We start from the raw sequence: 17,858 nt of genomic DNA, 5'->3' as shown, positions 1-17,858 counted from the left end.
CGTTGTCAGCAGCCGGATGAGGGGCTAGCGTCCGGGTGCGCTCTCGAAACGGTCGAGAACGGTCATCAACAGGCGAAGGACACTTGGGACATGGCTGAGGTTCTGCTCTTCCACCACGTTCAGGGCTTGACCGACGGGGTGCGGGCGTTCGCCGACGACCTCCGAGAGGCCGGCCACACCGTCCACACGCCGGATCTGTTCGAGGGCCGTACCTTCGCGAGCCTGGAGGAGGGCATGGGGTTCGCCCGGGAAGCAGGGTTCGGCACCCTCAGGGAGCGTGGTGCGGCGGCGGCCGAGGGCCTCCGCCCGGACCTGGTGTACGCCGGCTTCTCGTTCGGAGTGACGGTCGCCCAGAAGCTCGCGCAGACGCGACCCGGCGCACGTGGGGCGATCCTGATGCACTCCTGCATCCCCGTCACGGAGTTCGGGGACTCCTGGCCCGACGGTGTGCCGGTGCAGATCCACGGCAAGGAGGGCGACGAGTTCTTCGACGAGGACCTGCCGGCGGCACGCGAGCTGGTCAAGTCGGCATCGGCCGCGGAGCTGTTCGTCTACCCCGGCGACCAGCACCTGTTCACGGACGCCTCGCTGGACGCCTTTGACGCGGAGGCGTCCGCACTGCTGAGGGAACGTGTGCACACCTTCCTTTCGTCGGTGTGATCCGATCCCAGCCGCGCTCACCCAGGAACGCACCTCCCGGAAGAGTGCGGCGCTCGTGGGCGTTGGCCGGTGGTATGAGGATCGGCGAAGCTTCCAAAGTCAGCGGCGTGAGTGCGCGATCGTTGCGGCACTACGAGGAGGAAGGCCTCATCGTCCCCGGCCGTTTCAGCAACGGGTTCCGCGACTACTGCCAGTCCACGATCGATCGGGTGCTCCTCATCCGTTCGCTGCTGGAGTCCGGCCTGCCCGTGCGGTTGATCAGGGAGGTCCTGCCGGGTCTCACCGACGGAACCGACGCCGGCGCCCAAGCGGTGCGCGAGGAGGTCCTGCATGAGGTGCGGAACTACCGCGATCGCCTGGCCGCTCGCATCGCGGCACTGAGCGATCAGCAGGCGGCGCTCGACGCCTACCTCCGAGAGGCCCGCCGTACGGCTCTCCGACCGCCAAGTGCCGCCACTTGACCTTCACACAAGTGTCAGGTTCCTACGTTCGCTGCATGGAGATCAACGAGCAGCGGCACAGCCATGAGCAGACGGTACGGGCACTGGTCCAGCGCTCGCACCGGGGACCCGGGGACCTGGTCCTGACGACCGATCAGCGCCGACCCGCCCCGGGGCCCGGCGAGTACCTGATCCGCGTGGGCGCCGCCGGTGTCAACTTCGCCGACGTCATGCAGACACACGGAACCTACGGCGGAGGCCCGCAGGCACCCTACGTGGCGGGCTTCGAGGCCGCCGGCGAGATCGTGGCCGTAGACCCGGACATCGAGAGCCCGCTCCCGCTCGGTACCCACGTGGTCGGGACAGGCCCCGGCGCGTTCGCGCAGTACATGACGATGCCCGCCCCGGGTGTGCTTCCCGTGCCCTCCGGCTGGAGCGACGCCCAAGCGCTCGGCCTGGTGCTGAACTGGGCCACCGCCTTGGCGGCACTGAAGCCGTTGGGGGAGATCAAGGCGGGTGAGGTGGTCCTCGTCCATGCCGCGGCCGGAGGCGTGGGGCAGGCCGCTGTCCGCCTCGCCCGCCACTACGGTGCACGCGTGATCGCCACGGCGTCACCGGCGAAGCACGACACCGTCAAGGCCCTCGGCGTCGACGACGTCCTGGACAGCCGGCGCCCCGATCTGGCGGAGGAGATCACACGCCTGACAGGCGGTGTCGACCTCGTCCTGGAATCAGTGGGACAGGCCACGTTCAAGGCGAGCCTGTCGGTCACCACACCCTTCACCGGACGCATCGTCGTGTTCGGCGCCGCTTCCGGCGATGCCACGCTGACCACGCACGATCTCGTCTTCACCCATCCGATCCAGGTCAAAGGCCTGCACATCGGCGCGCTGGCGGCTGCGGCACCGGCCCTCTACCGGTCGTTGCTCACCGAGATCGACACCCTCGTCGCCCAGGGCGTCTACCCGCCCGGCACCCCCCACGTGCATCCCCTGGCCGAGGGCCCGGAGGTGCTGCGGCAACTCGAAGCGGGCCGGACCCGGGGCAAGCACGCGCTGGATCCCTGGAGTTAGGGCGCGGGTGCCGCACCGAGCGGAATGCCGCGGAGGAGGCACCGAGGCACCCCGCTAGCGTCAGCGGGCCCGGACCGACCGCCACAGCGTGTCGTCCACGAAGTGGACGTCGTACCGTTCCTGCTCCGGCAGCAGGTCCGCGAACGTCTCCTCACCGCGGGATATGCGCCCCAGCCGGCGGAAGTAGTCGAACCGGTCGCTCCCCGGCGCTGCCACCACCAGCAGATCCGCCGTCGCGGCCGGGGCGGCGCCGAAGGCGTGCGGCAGCCCCGGCGGGACCACCACGAGACCGCCCGCGTCCACCGTCACCAGCCGCCCGCCGAGGAGGAAGAACGCCGTGCCGCCCAGTACGTAGAACATTTCGGAGGACCGCGCGTGATAGTGCGGCCGAGCCCCGTCCGCACCCGTCTCCAGCGAGAGCCGGTTCACGCCGAACCCGCCGTCCGCGGCGGTGCCGTCGGCGAGGAGCCGGAAGGCGCCGGCACCGGCCAGGGGGACGACCTCGGCGTCGTGTGGGGGTACGACCAGGGCCGTTCCCGAGCTGTGCGTGGACATCGGTGCTCCGTTCTCGTCGCCGGCTTCTCGCTGTCTATCGCCTTATCGCTGTTTGCGCTGCCTTGATGATTCGAGCACGGGAACACCGGGCGAACCAGAAGCAGTTGTCGCTGGCAGCGATCAGCGATCGTGATGAACGGCGTCCGGGGCGCAGCGGGATGCGGGGGAAGGGCGCTCGCGGTCCGGTACAGGACTCCGTGTCGCCGTGGCTCGGGCCACGGAAGGCGACGGGGGAGGGGAACAGCGGATGGAGCTACGGCAGTTGCGGTACTTCGTGGTGGTGGCCGAGGAGCGGGGCTTCGGCAGGGCGGCCGAGCGGCTGAACATCGTGCAGTCCGCGGTCAGTCAGCAGATCCGCGTCCTCGAACGGGCCCTCGGAGTCGTGCTGTTCGACCGCTCGTCCCGGCGGGTGCGCCTGTCGGCCGCCGGGGAGCGCCTGCTGCCGGAGGCCCGCGCTGTCCTCGCCGCGGCCGACCGTGCCCGCGAGGTGGCCGCCGGCATCCGCGCCGGCACGGAAGGCGTCCTGCGGCTCGGCACCGTCCAGGTCCCCGGGGACCGGATCTACCGCGCCCTGACCGCCTTCGCTGCTCTCGCGCCGCGCATGCGGGTACGGCTCGCGAAGCTCCCGCCTGCGGAGCGGCTCGCGGCCGTCCGCGCGGGCGTCCTGGACGCCGTACTCGTACGCGCCCTGCCTCCCGGTCAGGCCGCGGGCCTGGACACGGTCCCCGTGTGGACCGACCCGCTGAACGCCGCACTGCCCGCTGTCCACCCCCTGGCGGACGAACCGCAGCTGCGCCTGGAGCAGCTCGCCGCCCTGCCGCTGCGGCTCGCGCCGCACGAGCACAATCCGCCGTTCCACGCCCTGATCACGCACGCGCTGCGGGCGGCGGGTGCCGAGCCGCCGCCCGCTCCCCCCTTCACCAGCCTCCAGGCGACCCTCGCGGAAATCGGCGTCGGCCCACCCTCATGGACCGTCTTCTACGAGGTGTCGGGACTTCCCCCGGCGCCCGGGGTCGTCTTCCGCAAGCTCACCGGTCTGACCGTCACCACCTCGCTCGCCTTCCCCAGCGGTCCGCCCTCCCCGGCCGTACAACACCTGCTGCAGGCGTTCGGCGACGGCACCACCGAGCAGACGCAGACCGTTCCGGATCCGGTGAGGGCCCGCTGATACGGCAACGCCTCCGCCTGGGCACAGGGATCAGGCGGGCTGCAGTCATGCACCTGTTCAAAAGCCCGGCGGTGCGCGAAGATCGCGCCCACACCGCACCACCGCACTCACGCCATCCGCAACGGAAGGACGTACATGGCTCACCGCACACCCCGCGGTCTGCTCGCCGGGGCCATCGCCACCGTGGCCGTGCTGACGACGGGCGCCTCTGCCTCTGCCACGGGAACCACCCCCGTCGCCGTCGGCCCGCAGGCCCGCGTCTTCATGGTCAACCCCGTCCAGTCGTCGGGCGACCAGACCCTCACCGACGCCAAGGACTCCGCCGACGCGGTTCCGGCCACCGCCTACGCCACTGTCGCGCTGCGCAACCTCGACGGCAGCGGCGGCCTCTCCGGCCGGTGGGTCTCGGTCCGCTCCGACACCGGCGCCTCAGCGCGGCTCGCCGACGCCACCTCGTACAACCGGCACGACGACCAGTTCGAGCAGGTCATGGCGTACTTCTGGGTCAACGAGGCACAGGAGTACCTGCAGGGGCTCGGCTTCGGCAGCGAACTGCCCGGCGCCAACGACCGGGTCCAGCCGGTCCGTATCAACCAGTGGGGCGCCGACAACTCCTTCTTCACCGACAAGAAGGCGGAGATCCGCTTCGGCAAGGGCGGTGTGGACGACGCGGAGGACGCCGAGGTCGTCGTGCACGAGTACGGTCACGCCGTGCACAACGCCCAGGTGCCCGGCTTCGGCACCTCCCTGGAGGCCGGCTCCATCGGCGAGGCCTTCGGTGACTATCTCGCCGTCGCCGTCGGCCAGCACGCCGCCGCACGCTACGGCTGGCCGGTGAAGACCGACGTCGCCTGCGTCGCCGACTGGGACTCCGTCACCTACAGCGACGCCCCGCACTGTCTGCGCCGGATCGACTCCGACAAGACGTACGCGGACCGGGTCGGCGAGGTCCACGCGGACGGCGAGATCTGGTCCCGTGCCCTGTTCGACATCCGCACCGCCCTCGGCCCGCGCGTCGCCGACCGGATTATCGTGAACGCCCAGTTCGGCTTCGCCCCCGACACCAGCTTCGCGGCGGCCGCGAACACGACGGTCGCCACGGCGCAGAAGATGTACGGCAAGAGCGCGGCGGACGCGGTCCGCGCCGCGTTCCAGGCCCGGCAGATTCCGGGTGTCTCCTGACGTGCGACGCCCCGGCGTCTCCTGACGTGCGACGCCCCGGCGTCTCCTGACGTTCGACGCCCCGCAGGCGGCAGACCCGCCGCCTCCGGGGCGCGCAGCCGGCGCAAGCCCGCAGCGGGACGGCTGCCGGGGCCGGGGCCGCGTCGGCCGCCTTGATCTGCTGCTTTCCCTTGAGAGCACGAGCAGCCCATGGCAAGCTCATTCCGCATGATCATCGACGATTTCGCGAAGGAAAACCTGCACGGGAGACTGCGGCGGGACCGCGAGGCGCTGCTCTGGAAGCTCGACGGCTTGTCCGAATACGACGCCCGTAGACCTTTGACGGCGACCGGGACCAACCTCCTCGGGCTGGTCAAACACGTGGCCACCGTCGAGGCCAGGTACTTCGGCGAGGTCTTCGACCGCCCGTCCCCTGAACCGTTGCCCCGGTGGCAGGACCACGACGGCAGCGATCTGTGGGCGAGCGAGGACGAGACCCGCGAGCAGATTGTCGGGTTCTACCGGCGCACGTGGGAACACTCGGACGCGACGATCAACGAGCTTCCCCTTGACGCCCCCGGCCACGTGCCGTGGTGGCCGCAGCCCTCTCCCAACGCGAACCTGTTCGCCATCCTGGTCCACGTCCTCGGCGAGACCATCCGGCATGCCGGGCACGCCGACATCCTGCGGGAGGGCCTCGACGGCCGGACCGGGTTGCGCCCCGAATACGAGGAGCAGATCGACGAGGAAGCCCGTGCGGCGTACTGCGCGAAGATCGAGCAGGCCGCCAGGGCCGCCTCGCCCCTGAGGGCTTAGAGGTTGCCGCACGTCACGGCCCATGAAGACAACTCGCCGTGCACCTCGCTGGGCCCGCCGGCCTCCACCGTAGAATCCGCAGATCTTCGTCAGGTGTGGGGTGGGAGGGGCTCATGACCATGAACAGCGCTGCCAGGAGCAGACGTTGGCAGATCGCCGCCGTGCTGCTGGCCGGACTGCTCGGGAATCTGCCGGCGACGGTCGCGCACGCGGCGGGCGACACCGTACCGGCGGACTTCAACGGGGACGGCTACCGGGACGTCGTACTGCGGGTGCCGGGAGCCGATGTGGCCGGGCAGGAGGACGCGGGGGCGGTCATTGTCCTGTACGGGTCCCCGTCCGGGCTCTCCGCCGCCTCCCGCGCCGTCATCACCCAGAACTCTCCCGGCGTGCCCGGCGCCGCCGAGCGCGGCGACTACTTCGGTGCCTCGACCGCCTCGGCCGACCTGGACCGGGACGGCTACGCCGACCTGGTCGTCGGCGCGCCGTACGAGGACCTCGCGGAGGGCGCCGACAAGGGCATGGTGACGATTCTCTGGGGCAGCAGGTCGGGGCTGACCTCCGGCCGTACGCTGCCGATCTCCGGGGGCCTGTCGTTCGACCGCGTCGGCCGGGACGTGGCCGCGGTGGGCAAGGGATCCTCGGCGACGAGCTCGGTCACGGTGGGCGCTTGGAACGACACCAGGACCTTCCGCGGCACCTTCACCCGATCCTCTCTTCCCGCCCCCTCCGCCCCCGCATACGTCGGGTGGTTCAGCTCGGTCACGGCAGGAGACGTCGACCGGGACGGACTCGCCGACACGGTCGCCGTCACAGGACGCGCGGGAGGACACACGGGCGGCCTCGTCCATGTGAACCCCGAGAATGCCGGCGGCTTCGGCGAGTCCCTCGACCGGGGTGACGCCCTGGTCGCCACGGTCGGCGACGTCAACGGCGACGGCTACGGCGACATCGTCGCGGGCGACCCCGACGAGCCTGCGCAGCGTGGCGTGGACGGGGAGAGGGGCGGGCGCATCCTCATCTGGTACGGCAGTGCCAACGGCGTGCCCACCGACGCCACCCCCGTCACGCTGTCGCAGGACAGCCCGGGCGTGCCGGGAGCGGGAGAAGCGGGCGACAAGTTCGGTGGGTCCGTGGTGGTCGCGGACTTCAACCGGGACGGCGTCGGCGACATCGTCGTCGGCTCCCCCGGGGAGAAGCTGGGCACCGTTGCGGGGGCCGGCATGGTGACCTTCATCCCCGGCACCCGGTCAGGAGTCCCCGGTGCCAACTCGGCTTCGTACAGCCAGGAGACCAGCGGGGTGCCGGGCTCCAGCGAGGTCGACGACGCCTTCGGCACCACCCTGTCCGCAGGGGACGTCAACCGCGACGGACGGGTCGACCTCCTCGTCACGGGGCATGGCGAGAACAACTACGCCGGCGCCGCCTGGATCCTGCCTGGGGGTACGACCCGGCCCACCGGTACCGGCAGCAAGATCTTCACCGGCACGCAGTTCGGACTTTCGGGTTCCGGTTGGCAACTGCTCGGGGGCGACGCTCTGCCCCTCCTGTGAGGGTCCAAAGGTGGAGGGCGTTCTCGGCGTCGCACAGCGTGTACCACGTGCCGTCGCCGAGCGCCTTCGGCGGACCGGACACCTCGAAGGGATAGACGAGCTGCTCGGCCAGCCGCAGAGGGGCCGTGTCGACGAGCCAGTGTCTGCCCGTGCCGTAGTCCTCGTCGCTCTCGACCGTCCCGATCACGGCGGTCCCCTCGTCGACGAAGCCGCCCTCGTAGTCGAAGAACGCCGCTGACTCCTCGTCCACGAAGGATTCGAAGTCGTCGGCCTCCAGAGCGGGATGCCGAGGGATCAAGACTGCACTCAGCTCGGCTTCAACCGCGCCGTCCGCACTCCGGTGCAGAGCAAGGGTGTCCTGGTCGTGGGTGACGGTGAGCAGACGCTGTCCACTGGGGCTGGCCGCCAGCAGCACGCGGTCCTCATCACCGAACCTGTCGAGGGACAGCGCCTGACCGTCCCACCGGCCCCACCGCGCCGGCGACCCGTCCTGGCCTTCGCCGATGCTCAGGCCCATCTGGCCGGGGTCCGGGTGCGGAACATGGTGGGATCCCGCGGCTGCCGTGTGGGTGCGGGCACGCGCGAGGACCGTGCCGCTGCCGGCGTCGATAACCAGCCACTCCTCGGTGTAGCGGCCGGGGATGGGTGCCTCGTGTGCCAGGGGGCCGCAAATGTGAGCCCATACGAGTGCCCCGTCCGCGGAGAAGGCGGCCGAGCCGCTGTTCAGGTACCGGCGGTGGCGACGATCATCCGCATACTCGGCGACGCTTTCATGACCCGCGCAGCCTGCCCAGCAGCGGTGCCGCAGTTCCCACCGCACACACTCCCCGACCGGTCGACGGCCTGCAGCGCGTGCGGGCCGGCGAAGACGGCCACATCGCCGGCGGGCGACACCGCGTCCCCGCCGAACCGGCGTGGCCAGGGAGCCGGAAACCGGACGACTGGATCCTTCGCCGACGGGTCGAGGCGCTGCACGATCAGCTCGGTGTCCCCGCGCTGTACGAGCCTCCGCGCTGCGGCCCGCCCCTCCAGACACGGAAGGCCTTCGACTTCGGAAAACGCCACAGGGGCGGCGATCGTGGTCACCAGTCGAGTAGTCTGCGGCACGAGGACTCCGAGAGAGGCAGTGGTTGCCGACGCGGTACGACAAGCCCGGGTGCGGGCTTGTTCGATTCCCTGTCCCAACGGTCATGACCACGGATCGTCCCAGTGGTCCGCGGGGCAAGGGGCACCGGGGGTTCCGGGGTGCAGCATGATCCGCAGACAGCGGCGCAGGCCGTCGCTGCCGGTGTCCTCGGCCGCACGCATCCAGGGCAGCGGCGCCATCAGCCGGGCCATCTCGTCGGTGGCGAACTCGTCGAGCAGGGCGCGAAGTTCGTCAGAGACCGGCAGATCGGTGAGACACATCCACCCCAGCGCCGCGCTCACCCGCACCTCGGGCGGCCGTGCCGCATCGGACCAACAGGACCGCATCCACACCACCGTCCGCGCATCCTGGTGCGCCAGGGCCAGTTGCGCTATCGCCAGGACCAGACCCGCGCGTACGGCCGGTTCGTGCTCGGCGAGCAGGCGGGCATGGAACCCACGGAGGATGTTCTCCTCCCGGGTGGAGGCGGCCGCCAGCGCATACGCGGCGGCGATGCGCACCTCGGGGTCGGGGTCGTCGAGCAGGGGCAGGAGGAGATCGCTGTCCGCGGCGATCGCGTCGCGGGCTGCCTGCACGGACCAGTTCTGCACGTAGCCAGTGACCTCGAAGAACCATTCGTCGTCGCCTCGGAACCGGAGCATGTCGGCACGCGTGCACACACCCTGGTGCTGCATGCGCGCCGCTTCCGCGGTCACCGCGATGGCTTCGGCACGGTGGTCGGCCTCCGGGTCGGTACCGATCCGGATCAGGAAGGGCACCGCCAGGGCCACTGCGGCCCTCATGTCGTTGGCGCACAGGCCGACGAGCCTGGCGAGGGAAGTGCGGACGGCCTCGCCCGAGAGCAGCCGCTCCATGGATTCCCGAACGCTGCCGCCCTCCGGGAAGCGGTCCCAGGGCACCTCCTCAAAGAGGTACCCGTCCTTGGCCTCCGCCCGGATACCCGCCACCACCACACGGACGTCGAGGGGACCTCCCGCCTGGTCGAGCGGATCCCCTTCCACGAACGCCCGCGTCACTGCCTGATACGCCATGTTGCCGTCCCTCTGACTGAGTTCACCCGGCATCCTCTCCCCACCCTGAGCCGTGCTAGGGAAACCTCTTCGCCAGCCACGACAGGGCCGGATACGTTCACCTCGTGTGTTACTACGCCGAGAAGCCCTACAAGCTGCATTACGCGTGCGTGCCTTGCCGCGTCGCGTTCAAGCGGCACCCTGGGCCCGACGGGCACCGATGCCCCCGGTGCTCCGAGCCAATGATCTGCGCCGGCCATGACTTCGCGGCACCGCGGCGCCGAGACACCAAGGCATGGACGGTCGTGGCAGCCGTGCTGGCCGCCGGACTGCGTTACGAGGGCCGCGAACCCTGCGGCTGCGGCAAGGACCCCAAGTTCCGCCCCAGAACCCGGGCCCAGTTGCGAGCACGTCGCATCACAGCGACACGAACCGGGACTCCTCTCGCCGAGGTGCTGGGACGCGTGGATCCGTAGACGCCCGCACGATCCGACACCTTTCTCCGCTCACCCTTCAGCACCGGTCGACCTCAGTGTCTCGATGTCGGCATGGTCGCAGGCGTCGGTGATGGCCCGGGTGTCCCAGCAGAACGGACGGACCTCGCTGATCTGCCCGCATCGTCTCACCCGACGTACCGGCAGTTGTCGAGCCAGTCTGCCCGCTCCTCATGATTCTCGCCGCCGTCGCCGTCCACTACGTAGGCCAATGCCTGCCTGAAGGTGGCGCCCAACGGCCAGACCCAGTGCGGCCCCACGGCGATGACGCGACCACTGGCTGAGATGTACGCAAGGAACTGGCTCGACCACATGCCCAGAGGGCTGTAGTTCTCTCCGTAGTGCCGCTTCAGCGTGGCCGCTTCCTCGGCGACGTCGATGCAGGCGTCCACGGGGTCAAGGTGCAGGCTCGATGCAGGGACGCGGGACGAGGAACTCCTGATCGTCAGCCCGCCGAACTCGGACCAGATCGCTACGGCCGCGTCGTTGAGTTCGAACCCGGCACCCGTCAGCTCCCGCGTCCAGTCAGTGATGGCGATGTTGCGGCCTGCTGCCCACCCAGCAGCAACCAGCGCCTCCAGCACCGACGGACTGTAAGCCGTCATCGCTTCTGTGAGGTGTTCTATGCGTCCTCCCGCTCTACCTTGTCCGTTGCTCCAGTCTGTCGCACATACTGATCATCAGACAGGTGGATTGGCCGCGCGGACCCAAAGTTCATTCGGGCTCATCAGGAGGCCGCAGGCGGGCAGACGCCTTGAGCGTCAGTCCTGGGCGAAGACAGGCCGTCCCATCCACCAGTTGCCGTTCGCGTCGGGGTCGGCGCTGGTCCAGAACTCGACGACCGCGCTGGTGAACTCGGCGGGCGACAGCGTGCCGTCGCCGTCGCTGTCGAGGCGGCTGAAGGCCTCGGCCGCGTTCTCCTCCGTGAGCCCGGGGAAGTGCCCGCGCTGGAAGGCGAGGAACTCGCCGGGGCTGATCCTGCCGTCCTGGTCGATGTCAGCGATCTGGAGATAGGTCTCGGCCAGCCTGCCGAGGGTGGTCCTGGCCGCCTCGGGGTTCTGGGCCAGCGTTCGGGTCGAGACGACGAACTGGTCCTTCGGGATCCCCTGGCTGCCGGCCGGGACGAACGGTAGATGCACCTCCCGCCAGATGCCCAGGTAGGCGTCGATGATCCGTTCCGCCTCCGGGGAGCCCTCGGTATGACCGAGGGAGGACGCCACGCGGCGGCCCATCTCCACGTGGTCGCTCTCGGTCAGCACCCCGTTGCCGCTCACGTCGAGCTGGTCGAAACCCCGCTCGATCTTCGCTGTCAGAAAGTCCTGATCGGCCATTGCCACTCCTCAACGAACAGGCGGGCCCAAGGAAGGGGGCTCCGGATACGGACCTGTCATGCGGGCAACGAGGGGGTCGATCGAAAGGAAACGTCCTTCGTCCGGGGGACCGGGGCGTGCGCGGATTTGTGGCGGGAGTACATACGCGTCCTGCGCGTCCTACGCGGCCGTACCGCCTCCCGGCCTCGGCCGGACCGCGTCCGTGAGGAGGTCGAGCAGGTGGAGGCGTCGGGCTCCCAGCGGTGGCGGCCTGAGCGACGTACGCCGAGCGGCACCTCAGGCGCGGCGTCGGACGCCTTCCTCCGCGCTCCAGTCCCACTCGGTGAGCGTGGTGCGCAACTGCCGTGCGGCGGTGGAGAGATGGCTGCCGGTTTCCCAGCTCACCGTGACCGTGCGACGGCAGTCGGGGCTGTCCACGGGAATCCAGGCGAGGGGGACGTGCTCGCCCTTGCGGCGCGCGAAGGAGGGGACCAGGCCGATGCCGAGTCCCGCGACGATCAAGTCCGCGATGGCGCCGTGTTCGTCGCTCTCGCAGACGATCCGCGGGGTGAGGCCGTTGGCGGCGAAGAGCCGGTCGAGCAGCCGGCGGAGCCAGTGTCCTGGGCGAGCGCTGACGAAGGGCTGGCCGGCGAGTTCGTGGACGCTCAGGGACGTGCGGCCCGCGAGTGGGTGGTCGAGCGGCACGCCCACCCCGACCTCCTCGTCGAAGAGCCGTACCGTCTCGACTTCCTCGGCGTGGATCGGCTGCGAGGCGACGCACAGGTCGACTTGGCGGGCACGCAGGAGACGGGCCATGTCCTCGGCGGGGGACCAGTGCAGTTCGAGTTCCACGGAGGGGTGGGCCCGTTTGTAGGCCGCCAGGGGGCCGGTCAGGGTGAGGAAGGTTTCCGACGCGAGCCTGACGCTCCCCGCGCCCTCGCTGACGGTCTCGGCGACGGCACGGCGTCCGGCCTCGAGTTCGCCGAGGGCGCGTTCCACGTGGGCCCGGAAGACGTGGCCGGCGGCGTTCAGCCGTAGCCGACCGCTCCGGTCGAAGAGCGGAGCGCCCAGGTCGCGTTCCAGCCGGGCGATGGTGCGGCTCAGGGACGGCTGTGCGACGCGCAGTTCGTCGGCAGCGCGGCTCAGGTGTTCGAGCCGCGCCACGACCAGGAACTGCCGGAGCGAGTTCAGGTCCATCATGCCTCCCGCACCATAACGCCATAGCGATATTGATCTTAGACAAGATGACCGAGCCGTCATAGCGTCTAGGTGTTCGTACAGGGAGAGCAACGAGGAGGACCCCATGTTCTACGGCCGTCCCAGCGCGAAGTCGGCGTCCCGCGGCGCGAGGTTCGTCGCCGTCGCACTTGCCGCCGCCGTGCTCGGCATCTCGTCGACGAACAGCGCCGACGCCGACACAGGCGAGCGGAACCGATACGAAGTCCTCGAACTCCAGGTCGACAACGACCAGTACACGGCCGTCGACCTCGGCCCCGCGGGACCCAGCCTCGGCGACATGGACGTCTACTCCGGCACCGCCGTCAAGGACGGCCGCAGGGTCGGGCACGGCGGCGGCACGTGTCAGGTCGTACGCATCGAGGGCGAGAAGCGCACCACGCAGTGCGTACTCACCATGGAACTGGAACACGGCTCGCTGACGATGCAGTCCTTGTGGACCAGCGGATCGGACACGCTCGACATGGCGATCACAGGCGGCACCGGTATCTACGACAACGCGCGGGGCACCGCCCGCTATTGGGACATCGCCACCCCGCAGGAGCGGATGCGCGCCGAGATCCGCCTCTGACGGCTCGCTTCTTCCTCATCCCCCCGGCACCCCGTCGGCGGTATCCCGCCGGGCCCCGAACCAAGAACGTTTTCGGCATTCCCGGTATCGGAATTCCCCCGTGGCCATCTAGGCTTCTGCGTCAGGTCGGCACATGACGGCTGGGAGTGGGGGGCCATGGAGTCGATTGCCGCCGGGACCATGGTCGGCCGTGAGCGCGAACAACGGGTGTTGGCCGGGCTCGTGGCGGCTGCCGAGGGGCGGGCCCTCGTGCTGCGCGGCGACACGGGCGTGGGCAAGAGCGCTCTGCTGGACCATGTCGCCGCCCTCGCCGCGGGGGAGGGGCACAGAGTCGTCCGGGCAGTTGGTGTGGAGGCCGAGTCGGAGCTTCCGTTCGCCGGCCTGCACCAGTTCCTGTACCCGCTGCTGCCTCACATCGACCGGCTGGACGACAGCCACCGGCGCGTGTTCGACGTCGTCTTCGGCCGCAGCGAGGGCTCACCTCCCTCGGTCATGACCCTCGGCATCGCCGTGCTCGACCTGCTCTCGCTCGCCGCGTCGCAGCAGCCCCTCCTGCTGGTGCTCGACGACGGCCAGTGGCTCGACACCTCCAGCATCGAGGTGTGCGGATTCGTCGGGCGGCGGCTCACCGGCAGCTCGGTCAAGCTCGTCGTCGGCCTGCGCTCCGACGTGGTCTCCGGCTTCGACACCGCCGCGCTGCCCCAGCTCGCGGTCACCACGTTGTCGGAGAAGGAGGCCGAACAGCTCCTCGACATGCGTCATCCGGGTCTGGACCCCGAGACCCGGCGTCTGGTGCTCGACGAGGCCCAGGGCAACGCGCTGGCCCTGCTGGAACTGCCGCCCCACGTGCTGCGCAGCGGCCGCCCGGTGGGCAGCCGGGAGGCCCTGTCCGGCTACCCGGGCATCCCGCTGCCCCAGCGCCTGCAGCAGGTGTACGGCGACCGCATCAGGGCGCTGGGCGACGCCGTACGCACGGAACTGCTGCGCGGCGCCCTGGACGGCGTCGGAGCGGGCGCGGCGGCCCGGCACCCGCGGGGCACGCGCTACCGCATGCTCAACGCGGACGAGGCAGCGGCCGGCGGTCTGCTGGACATCGATCCGCTCAGCGGCGACTTCGTCTTCCGGCACCCCCTGGTGCGCTCGACCGTCGTCCAGTTGGCGACCCCCAACGAGCGGCGCGCGGCGCACGCGGCCCTCGCCCAGGTGCACCGCGAGGACGTGGAACGGCGTGCCACACATCTGGCAGCCGCCACGGTCGACCCGGACGAGGAGGTCGCGTCCGCACTGGAGGCGGCGGCCGAGTCCGTGACCCGGCGCGGCGGCGCCATGGTCGCCGTGTCCTGGCTGACCCGCGCGGCGGAGCTGAGCGAGCGGCCGGAGGAGCGGTCCCGGCGGCTGGGGGACGCGGCGTTCGTCGCCGGTCACGCCGGCCTGCTCGGCCAGGCGCAGCAACTGGTCGGCGCAGCTCCCGCGCTCGGCGGCGACCACTCTCCCGCCTCCGTCGTCGCGTCGGCCTACGTGGCGCTGTACGAGGACGGGGACGTCCGGTCCACGCAGCGCCATGTCGGCGCGGCGATCGAGCAGCTGCGGGACAGCGGCGCGCCCGACTCCCACGAGGTGCTCACCCGACTGGTCAACCTGCTCCTGGCCATCAACCAGTACGCCGGCGACGAGACGTCGTGGGAACGGACGCACACGCTCCTCGACACCCTGGGCGATCTGGTGCCCGCCGCATCCCGCGTCTACGAGGACGCGTGGGGGGATGTGGTGCGCCGCGGCGCCGGTGTGCGCGAGCGGGTGGAGGCGGCCTTCGCCGCTCTGCGCGACCCCGAGCCGTGGGACATCACGAGGCTGGGCGCCGCCGCCTACCACGTGGACGTCCTCGGCCAGTACCGGCCCCTGCTGCAGCGCGCCCTGGACCGTGAGTCCGGGACGGGAGCCCTGGCGACCAGCATGACGATGCTGCACCTGGTGATGCTGGATCAGATGGCGGTGGGGGAGTGGGACGAGGCGGAGCGAAGCGGGCAGCAGTGCGTGGAGCTGGCGTCGTCCCACGGTCACATGCTGTTCGCGCATCATGCCCGGGGGTACCTCGGTCTGCTGGCCGCGATGCGCGGCCACAGCGACCGCGCCCGCGAACTCCAGGCCGCCGTCGACGCCTGGGCCCGGCCCCGTGGCGTCGGCTTCCTCACCCAGATCGCCGACGCCATCGGCACCACCGCCGCCCTCACCGAAGGCGACTACGAAGCCGCCTACCTCCACGCCATCGGCATCACACCCCCCGGCACCTTCACCCCCTACGCCCACCAGGCCTCCCGCACCCTCCTCGATCTCGTCGAAGCGGCCCTGCACACCGGCCGCCACGAACAAGCCCGCACCCACGCCCTCGCCGCCCGGCGAGCCGGACTCCCCGGCATCTCACCGCGTCTCGCCCTCCTCACCCACGGCGCCCTCGCCATGACAGCCGCCGACCCCGCCGAAGCCGACCACCACTACCGGCAAGCCGAAACCCACCCCGGCGCGCACGCCTTTCCCTACGAACTCGCCCGCATCCGCCTCGCCCACGGCATCCGCCTGCGCCACACCCAAGGCCGCAAGGCCGCCCGACACACCCTCACCCTCGCCACCGACACCTTCGACCGCCTCGGTGCCCCCACCTGGGCCGAACGAGCCCGGGCCGAACTACGGGCCGCGGGAGCATCCCCGCTCGCCTCTTCGGCGCACCTGGCGTCCCTGACCTGGCAGGAGCGCCGGATAGCGGACCTCGCCGCCGGCGGCCTGACCAACAAGGAGATCGGCGCGCGGATGCACCTGTCGCCGCGTACGGTCAGCTCACACCTGTACCGGGTGTTCCCCAAGCTGGGCATCACCTCCCGCGCCGCACTGCGCGACGCCCTGGGCAGGATGCCCGACGGTTCGGACGCCTGACAGTCCGGACGCCTGGCAGTCCGGACGCCTGACCGCGGCCCGGACTGCGGCGCGTCACTCCTCCGGCTGGTGGGCTCGGATGCCGTGCTCGTCCAGCCAGCCCAGCACGTAGTCGGCGACGAAACGCCATCCGCTGTCGATGACCAGGGAGTGGGCGCGGTCCGCGAACTGCTTCAGATCGGTGACGGCCGTGGTGTCGCCGTACTGCTTGTACACGGCGCGTGTCGCCTCGTCCGGTACGAGCCGGTCCTCCTGTCCGGAGATCAGCAGGAGCGGTCCGCGTCCCGCGTTCCCGACGTCCGCCGCGGCGCGCGGGCTGCGGGGCGCATCAGCGCAGCCGAGGTCGGCGAGCAGTCGGCGTGGTGCCGGTACGACGTAGCGGTCGTAGAGCCGGCCGGACTCCTCCGCTTCGAGTGTGTTGGCGATGGCGCGGTGGAACTGTTCCGGTGACAGGGGCACCAACTCGTCGGCGGGGTCGCACCGGTCGCGCCGCAGCAGCCGGCCGGGGGACGCGGGCAGCGGGATGTCGTTGACGGGCGCGGGGGCGATGGCGACGGCGGCACGGCCGACATCGGCTGCGATGAGGTGCTGTGCGATCAGCCCGCCTACCGAGTGTCCGACGATCACCGGTGCGGTGTCGAACGACCGCACGAACTCGGCGTAGTGGTCGGTCAGCGCGTCCAGACCGATACGGCTGAGCGGTTCCGGTGACGCGCGCACGTCCGCGACGGCCGCGGCCTCCCCCGGCCACCCGGGCGCGACGGCCAGGAAGCCCCTGCCGGCGAAGCGTGCCACCCACGGCTCCCAGGAGAGCGCGTGCAGCCACGCGCCATGGATGAAGACGACGGGAGTGCGTTCCACGGATGGCTCCTCCGAGCACGACGACCAATTCCACCGGCGCACGCACCAGCGCACCGGCGGCTGTCCCAGCATGGTTGCGGCGGGGGCCCCGGACGACAGTCGAATGACTGAATCTCGGTGATCCGCGGCGTGCACAGGCCGGGCCACCCCCCGGGGAGGGGCTCGACGCGACGACTGCACCCCACAGACGTCCACATCACCTGCTTGACCGGTGACGCGCAAGGCTGCCATGATGGCGTCACCACCTCAACCAGTGACGCGAGCAGTGTTCACAGGAGGTGGCGGAGCATCGAGTCGAACCAGATGGGGAGCCCAGCCATGGCAGTCAGCTACACCGCCGTCGTCGATGTCGACGGAGAGGGCCGCAACGGCGGTCACGTCCGCTCCTCCGACGGTCTTCTGGAGACGGGCCTCGCCCTCCCCAAGGAGCTGGGCGGCGCCGGCACCGCGACCAACCCCGAGCAGCTCCTGGCCGCCGGCTGGGCCGCGTGCTTCCTCGGCGCCCTGCGCCGGGCCGCCACAACCCGCAAGATACGGCTGACCAGTACCAGCATCACCGCCGAGATCACCCTCACCCACGGGGACGACGGCGAGTTCTCGCTCTCCGCGGTCCTCAGCCCGGTCCTGGGCGGCGTCGACCAGGCCACCGCAGAGGAGCTGGCGCAGGCCGCCCACCAGATCTGCCCCTACTCCAAGGCCACGCGCGACAACGTGCCCGTCGTCCTCAACGCCACAGCCGCGGCCTGACCACCTGACGGCGGGTCCCGTGCCACTTCCCCCGGCACGGGACCCGCTCCCGCTCCCCTTCCTTCCGCCACACCCGCACCGCCTACCGAAGAGCGAGGGCAGGACATGGCCTCCATGACGCACCTGTC

The 17,858-nt window shown here is 70.7% G+C and carries 18 protein-coding genes; 10 read left to right on the top strand and 8 right to left on the bottom strand.

The genetic code is table 11. The features are described 5' to 3' along the window. Positions 1–90 precede the first annotated feature (90 nt). From IE308_RS01470 to IE308_RS01460, 3 genes are all read left to right on the top strand, one after another. Entirely contained in the window at positions 91–660 is a 570-nt protein-coding gene (locus IE308_RS01470) for a dienelactone hydrolase family protein (RefSeq protein WP_190216239.1), read from the top strand. 74 nt (positions 661–734) lie between these two features. After that, positions 735–1,121, top strand: coding sequence for a MerR family transcriptional regulator (locus tag IE308_RS01465; protein WP_190216238.1), 387 nt, complete (start codon positions 735–737; stop codon positions 1,119–1,121). 35 nt (positions 1,122–1,156) lie between these two features. Next, complete coding sequence (locus tag IE308_RS01460) at positions 1,157–2,173, top strand: NADPH:quinone oxidoreductase family protein (protein ID WP_190216237.1); 1,017 nt, start codon at positions 1,157–1,159, stop codon at positions 2,171–2,173. A gap of 60 nt (positions 2,174–2,233) precedes the next feature. Here the strand turns inward: IE308_RS01460 and IE308_RS01455 are convergent, their stop codons facing one another. Further along, entirely contained in the window at positions 2,234–2,728 is a 495-nt protein-coding gene (locus tag IE308_RS01455) for a cupin domain-containing protein (protein WP_190216236.1), read from the bottom strand. A gap of 247 nt (positions 2,729–2,975) precedes the next feature. Between IE308_RS01455 and IE308_RS01450 the strand changes: the two genes are divergently transcribed. The 4 genes from IE308_RS01450 (at position 2,976) to IE308_RS01435 (ending at position 7,426) form a co-directional block, all read left to right on the top strand. Further along, positions 2,976–3,896 (top strand): LysR family transcriptional regulator, encoded by a 921-nt coding sequence (locus IE308_RS01450; RefSeq protein ID WP_190216235.1) that lies wholly within the window; start codon positions 2,976–2,978, stop codon positions 3,894–3,896. 135 nt (positions 3,897–4,031) lie between these two features. Continuing rightward, on the top strand, positions 4,032–5,078 hold the full coding sequence (locus IE308_RS01445; RefSeq protein WP_190216234.1) for a M4 family metallopeptidase: 1,047 nt from the start codon (positions 4,032–4,034) through the stop codon (positions 5,076–5,078). Positions 5,079–5,288: 210 nt separating this feature from the next. Next, positions 5,289–5,873, top strand: a complete 585-nt coding sequence (locus IE308_RS01440; protein ID WP_190217315.1) for a DinB family protein — start codon at positions 5,289–5,291, stop codon at positions 5,871–5,873. A 113-nt stretch (positions 5,874–5,986) separates the two neighbouring features. After that, positions 5,987–7,426, top strand: coding sequence for an FG-GAP-like repeat-containing protein (locus IE308_RS01435; RefSeq protein ID WP_190216233.1), 1,440 nt, complete (start codon positions 5,987–5,989; stop codon positions 7,424–7,426). On the opposite strand, the gene IE308_RS01430 is transcribed toward IE308_RS01435, so the two are convergent. From IE308_RS01430 to IE308_RS01405, 6 genes are all read right to left on the bottom strand, one after another. Beyond that, positions 7,353–7,943 (bottom strand): hypothetical protein, encoded by a 591-nt coding sequence (locus IE308_RS01430; RefSeq protein WP_190216232.1) that lies wholly within the window; start codon positions 7,941–7,943, stop codon positions 7,353–7,355. The two genes, IE308_RS01435 and IE308_RS01430, sit on opposite strands and share 74 nt — an antisense overlap. Before the next feature lie 206 nt (positions 7,944–8,149). Next, entirely contained in the window at positions 8,150–8,512 is a 363-nt protein-coding gene (locus IE308_RS01425; RefSeq protein WP_190216231.1) for a hypothetical protein, read from the bottom strand. A gap of 102 nt (positions 8,513–8,614) precedes the next feature. Further along, positions 8,615–9,637, bottom strand: coding sequence for a HEAT repeat domain-containing protein (locus tag IE308_RS36700; protein WP_229908648.1), 1,023 nt, complete (start codon positions 9,635–9,637; stop codon positions 8,615–8,617). A gap of 568 nt (positions 9,638–10,205) precedes the next feature. After that, positions 10,206–10,661, bottom strand: coding sequence for an SUKH-3 domain-containing protein (locus IE308_RS01415; protein ID WP_190216230.1), 456 nt, complete (start codon positions 10,659–10,661; stop codon positions 10,206–10,208). A 177-nt stretch (positions 10,662–10,838) separates the two neighbouring features. Next, positions 10,839–11,408: an EF-hand domain-containing protein gene (locus tag IE308_RS01410; RefSeq protein WP_190216229.1), complete on the bottom strand. Its 570-nt coding sequence runs from the start codon at positions 11,406–11,408 to the stop codon at positions 10,839–10,841. A 276-nt stretch (positions 11,409–11,684) separates the two neighbouring features. Next, a complete protein-coding gene (locus IE308_RS01405) occupies positions 11,685–12,587 on the bottom strand; it encodes a LysR substrate-binding domain-containing protein (protein ID WP_229908646.1) in 903 nt (300 codons plus the stop codon). Positions 12,588–12,690: 103 nt separating this feature from the next. Between IE308_RS01405 and IE308_RS01400 the strand changes: the two genes are divergently transcribed. Continuing rightward, positions 12,691–13,194: an allene oxide cyclase barrel-like domain-containing protein gene (locus tag IE308_RS01400; protein ID WP_190216228.1), complete on the top strand. Its 504-nt coding sequence runs from the start codon at positions 12,691–12,693 to the stop codon at positions 13,192–13,194. A gap of 156 nt (positions 13,195–13,350) precedes the next feature. Further along, entirely contained in the window at positions 13,351–16,122 is a 2,772-nt protein-coding gene (locus IE308_RS01395; protein WP_190216227.1) for a helix-turn-helix transcriptional regulator, read from the top strand. 54 nt (positions 16,123–16,176) lie between these two features. On the opposite strand, the gene IE308_RS01390 is transcribed toward IE308_RS01395, so the two are convergent. Then, the gene (locus tag IE308_RS01390; RefSeq protein ID WP_190216226.1) at positions 16,177–16,983 is read right to left on the bottom strand and encodes an alpha/beta hydrolase; all 807 of its coding nucleotides are present in this window, start codon (positions 16,981–16,983) and stop codon (positions 16,177–16,179) included. A 318-nt stretch (positions 16,984–17,301) separates the two neighbouring features. Here IE308_RS01390 and IE308_RS01385 point away from each other — a divergent pair, with 318 nt between their 5' ends. Further along, positions 17,302–17,730 (top strand): Ohr family peroxiredoxin, encoded by a 429-nt coding sequence (locus IE308_RS01385; protein ID WP_110635423.1) that lies wholly within the window; start codon positions 17,302–17,304, stop codon positions 17,728–17,730. The last annotated feature ends 128 nt before the right edge of the window (positions 17,731–17,858 follow it).

Source organism: Streptomyces griseosporeus, from assembly GCF_014656055.1.
GTDB classification, from domain to species: Bacteria; Actinomycetota; Actinomycetes; order Streptomycetales; family Streptomycetaceae; genus Streptomyces; species Streptomyces griseosporeus.
Note: the sequence above shows the minus strand (reverse complement) of the source record. Positions and strands in the feature narration are given on the sequence as shown.

Excerpts from the sequence above, each read along its gene's own strand:
- IE308_RS01470 (WP_190216239.1), top strand. The coding sequence starts at position 91 with ATGGCTGAGGTTCTGCTCTTCCACCACGTTCAGGGCTTGACCGACGGG.
- IE308_RS01465 (WP_190216238.1), top strand. The coding sequence starts at position 735 with ATGAGGATCGGCGAAGCTTCCAAAGTCAGCGGCGTGAGTGCGCGATCG.
- IE308_RS01460 (WP_190216237.1), top strand. The coding sequence starts at position 1,157 with ATGGAGATCAACGAGCAGCGGCACAGCCATGAGCAGACGGTACGGGCA.
- IE308_RS01455 (WP_190216236.1), bottom strand. The coding sequence starts at position 2,728 with ATGTCCACGCACAGCTCGGGAACGGCCCTGGTCGTACCCCCACACGAC.
- IE308_RS01450 (WP_190216235.1), top strand. The coding sequence starts at position 2,976 with ATGGAGCTACGGCAGTTGCGGTACTTCGTGGTGGTGGCCGAGGAGCGG.
- IE308_RS01445 (WP_190216234.1), top strand. The coding sequence starts at position 4,032 with ATGGCTCACCGCACACCCCGCGGTCTGCTCGCCGGGGCCATCGCCACC.
- IE308_RS01435 (WP_190216233.1), top strand. The coding sequence starts at position 5,987 with ATGACCATGAACAGCGCTGCCAGGAGCAGACGTTGGCAGATCGCCGCC.
- IE308_RS01430 (WP_190216232.1), bottom strand. The coding sequence starts at position 7,943 with ATGGGCCTGAGCATCGGCGAAGGCCAGGACGGGTCGCCGGCGCGGTGG.
- IE308_RS36700 (WP_229908648.1), bottom strand. The coding sequence starts at position 9,637 with ATGCCGGGTGAACTCAGTCAGAGGGACGGCAACATGGCGTATCAGGCA.
- IE308_RS01410 (WP_190216229.1), bottom strand. The coding sequence starts at position 11,408 with ATGGCCGATCAGGACTTTCTGACAGCGAAGATCGAGCGGGGTTTCGAC.
- IE308_RS01405 (WP_229908646.1), bottom strand. The coding sequence starts at position 12,587 with ATGATGGACCTGAACTCGCTCCGGCAGTTCCTGGTCGTGGCGCGGCTC.
- IE308_RS01400 (WP_190216228.1), top strand. The coding sequence starts at position 12,691 with ATGTTCTACGGCCGTCCCAGCGCGAAGTCGGCGTCCCGCGGCGCGAGG.
- IE308_RS01395 (WP_190216227.1), top strand. The coding sequence starts at position 13,351 with ATGGAGTCGATTGCCGCCGGGACCATGGTCGGCCGTGAGCGCGAACAA.
- IE308_RS01385 (WP_110635423.1), top strand. The coding sequence starts at position 17,302 with ATGGCAGTCAGCTACACCGCCGTCGTCGATGTCGACGGAGAGGGCCGC.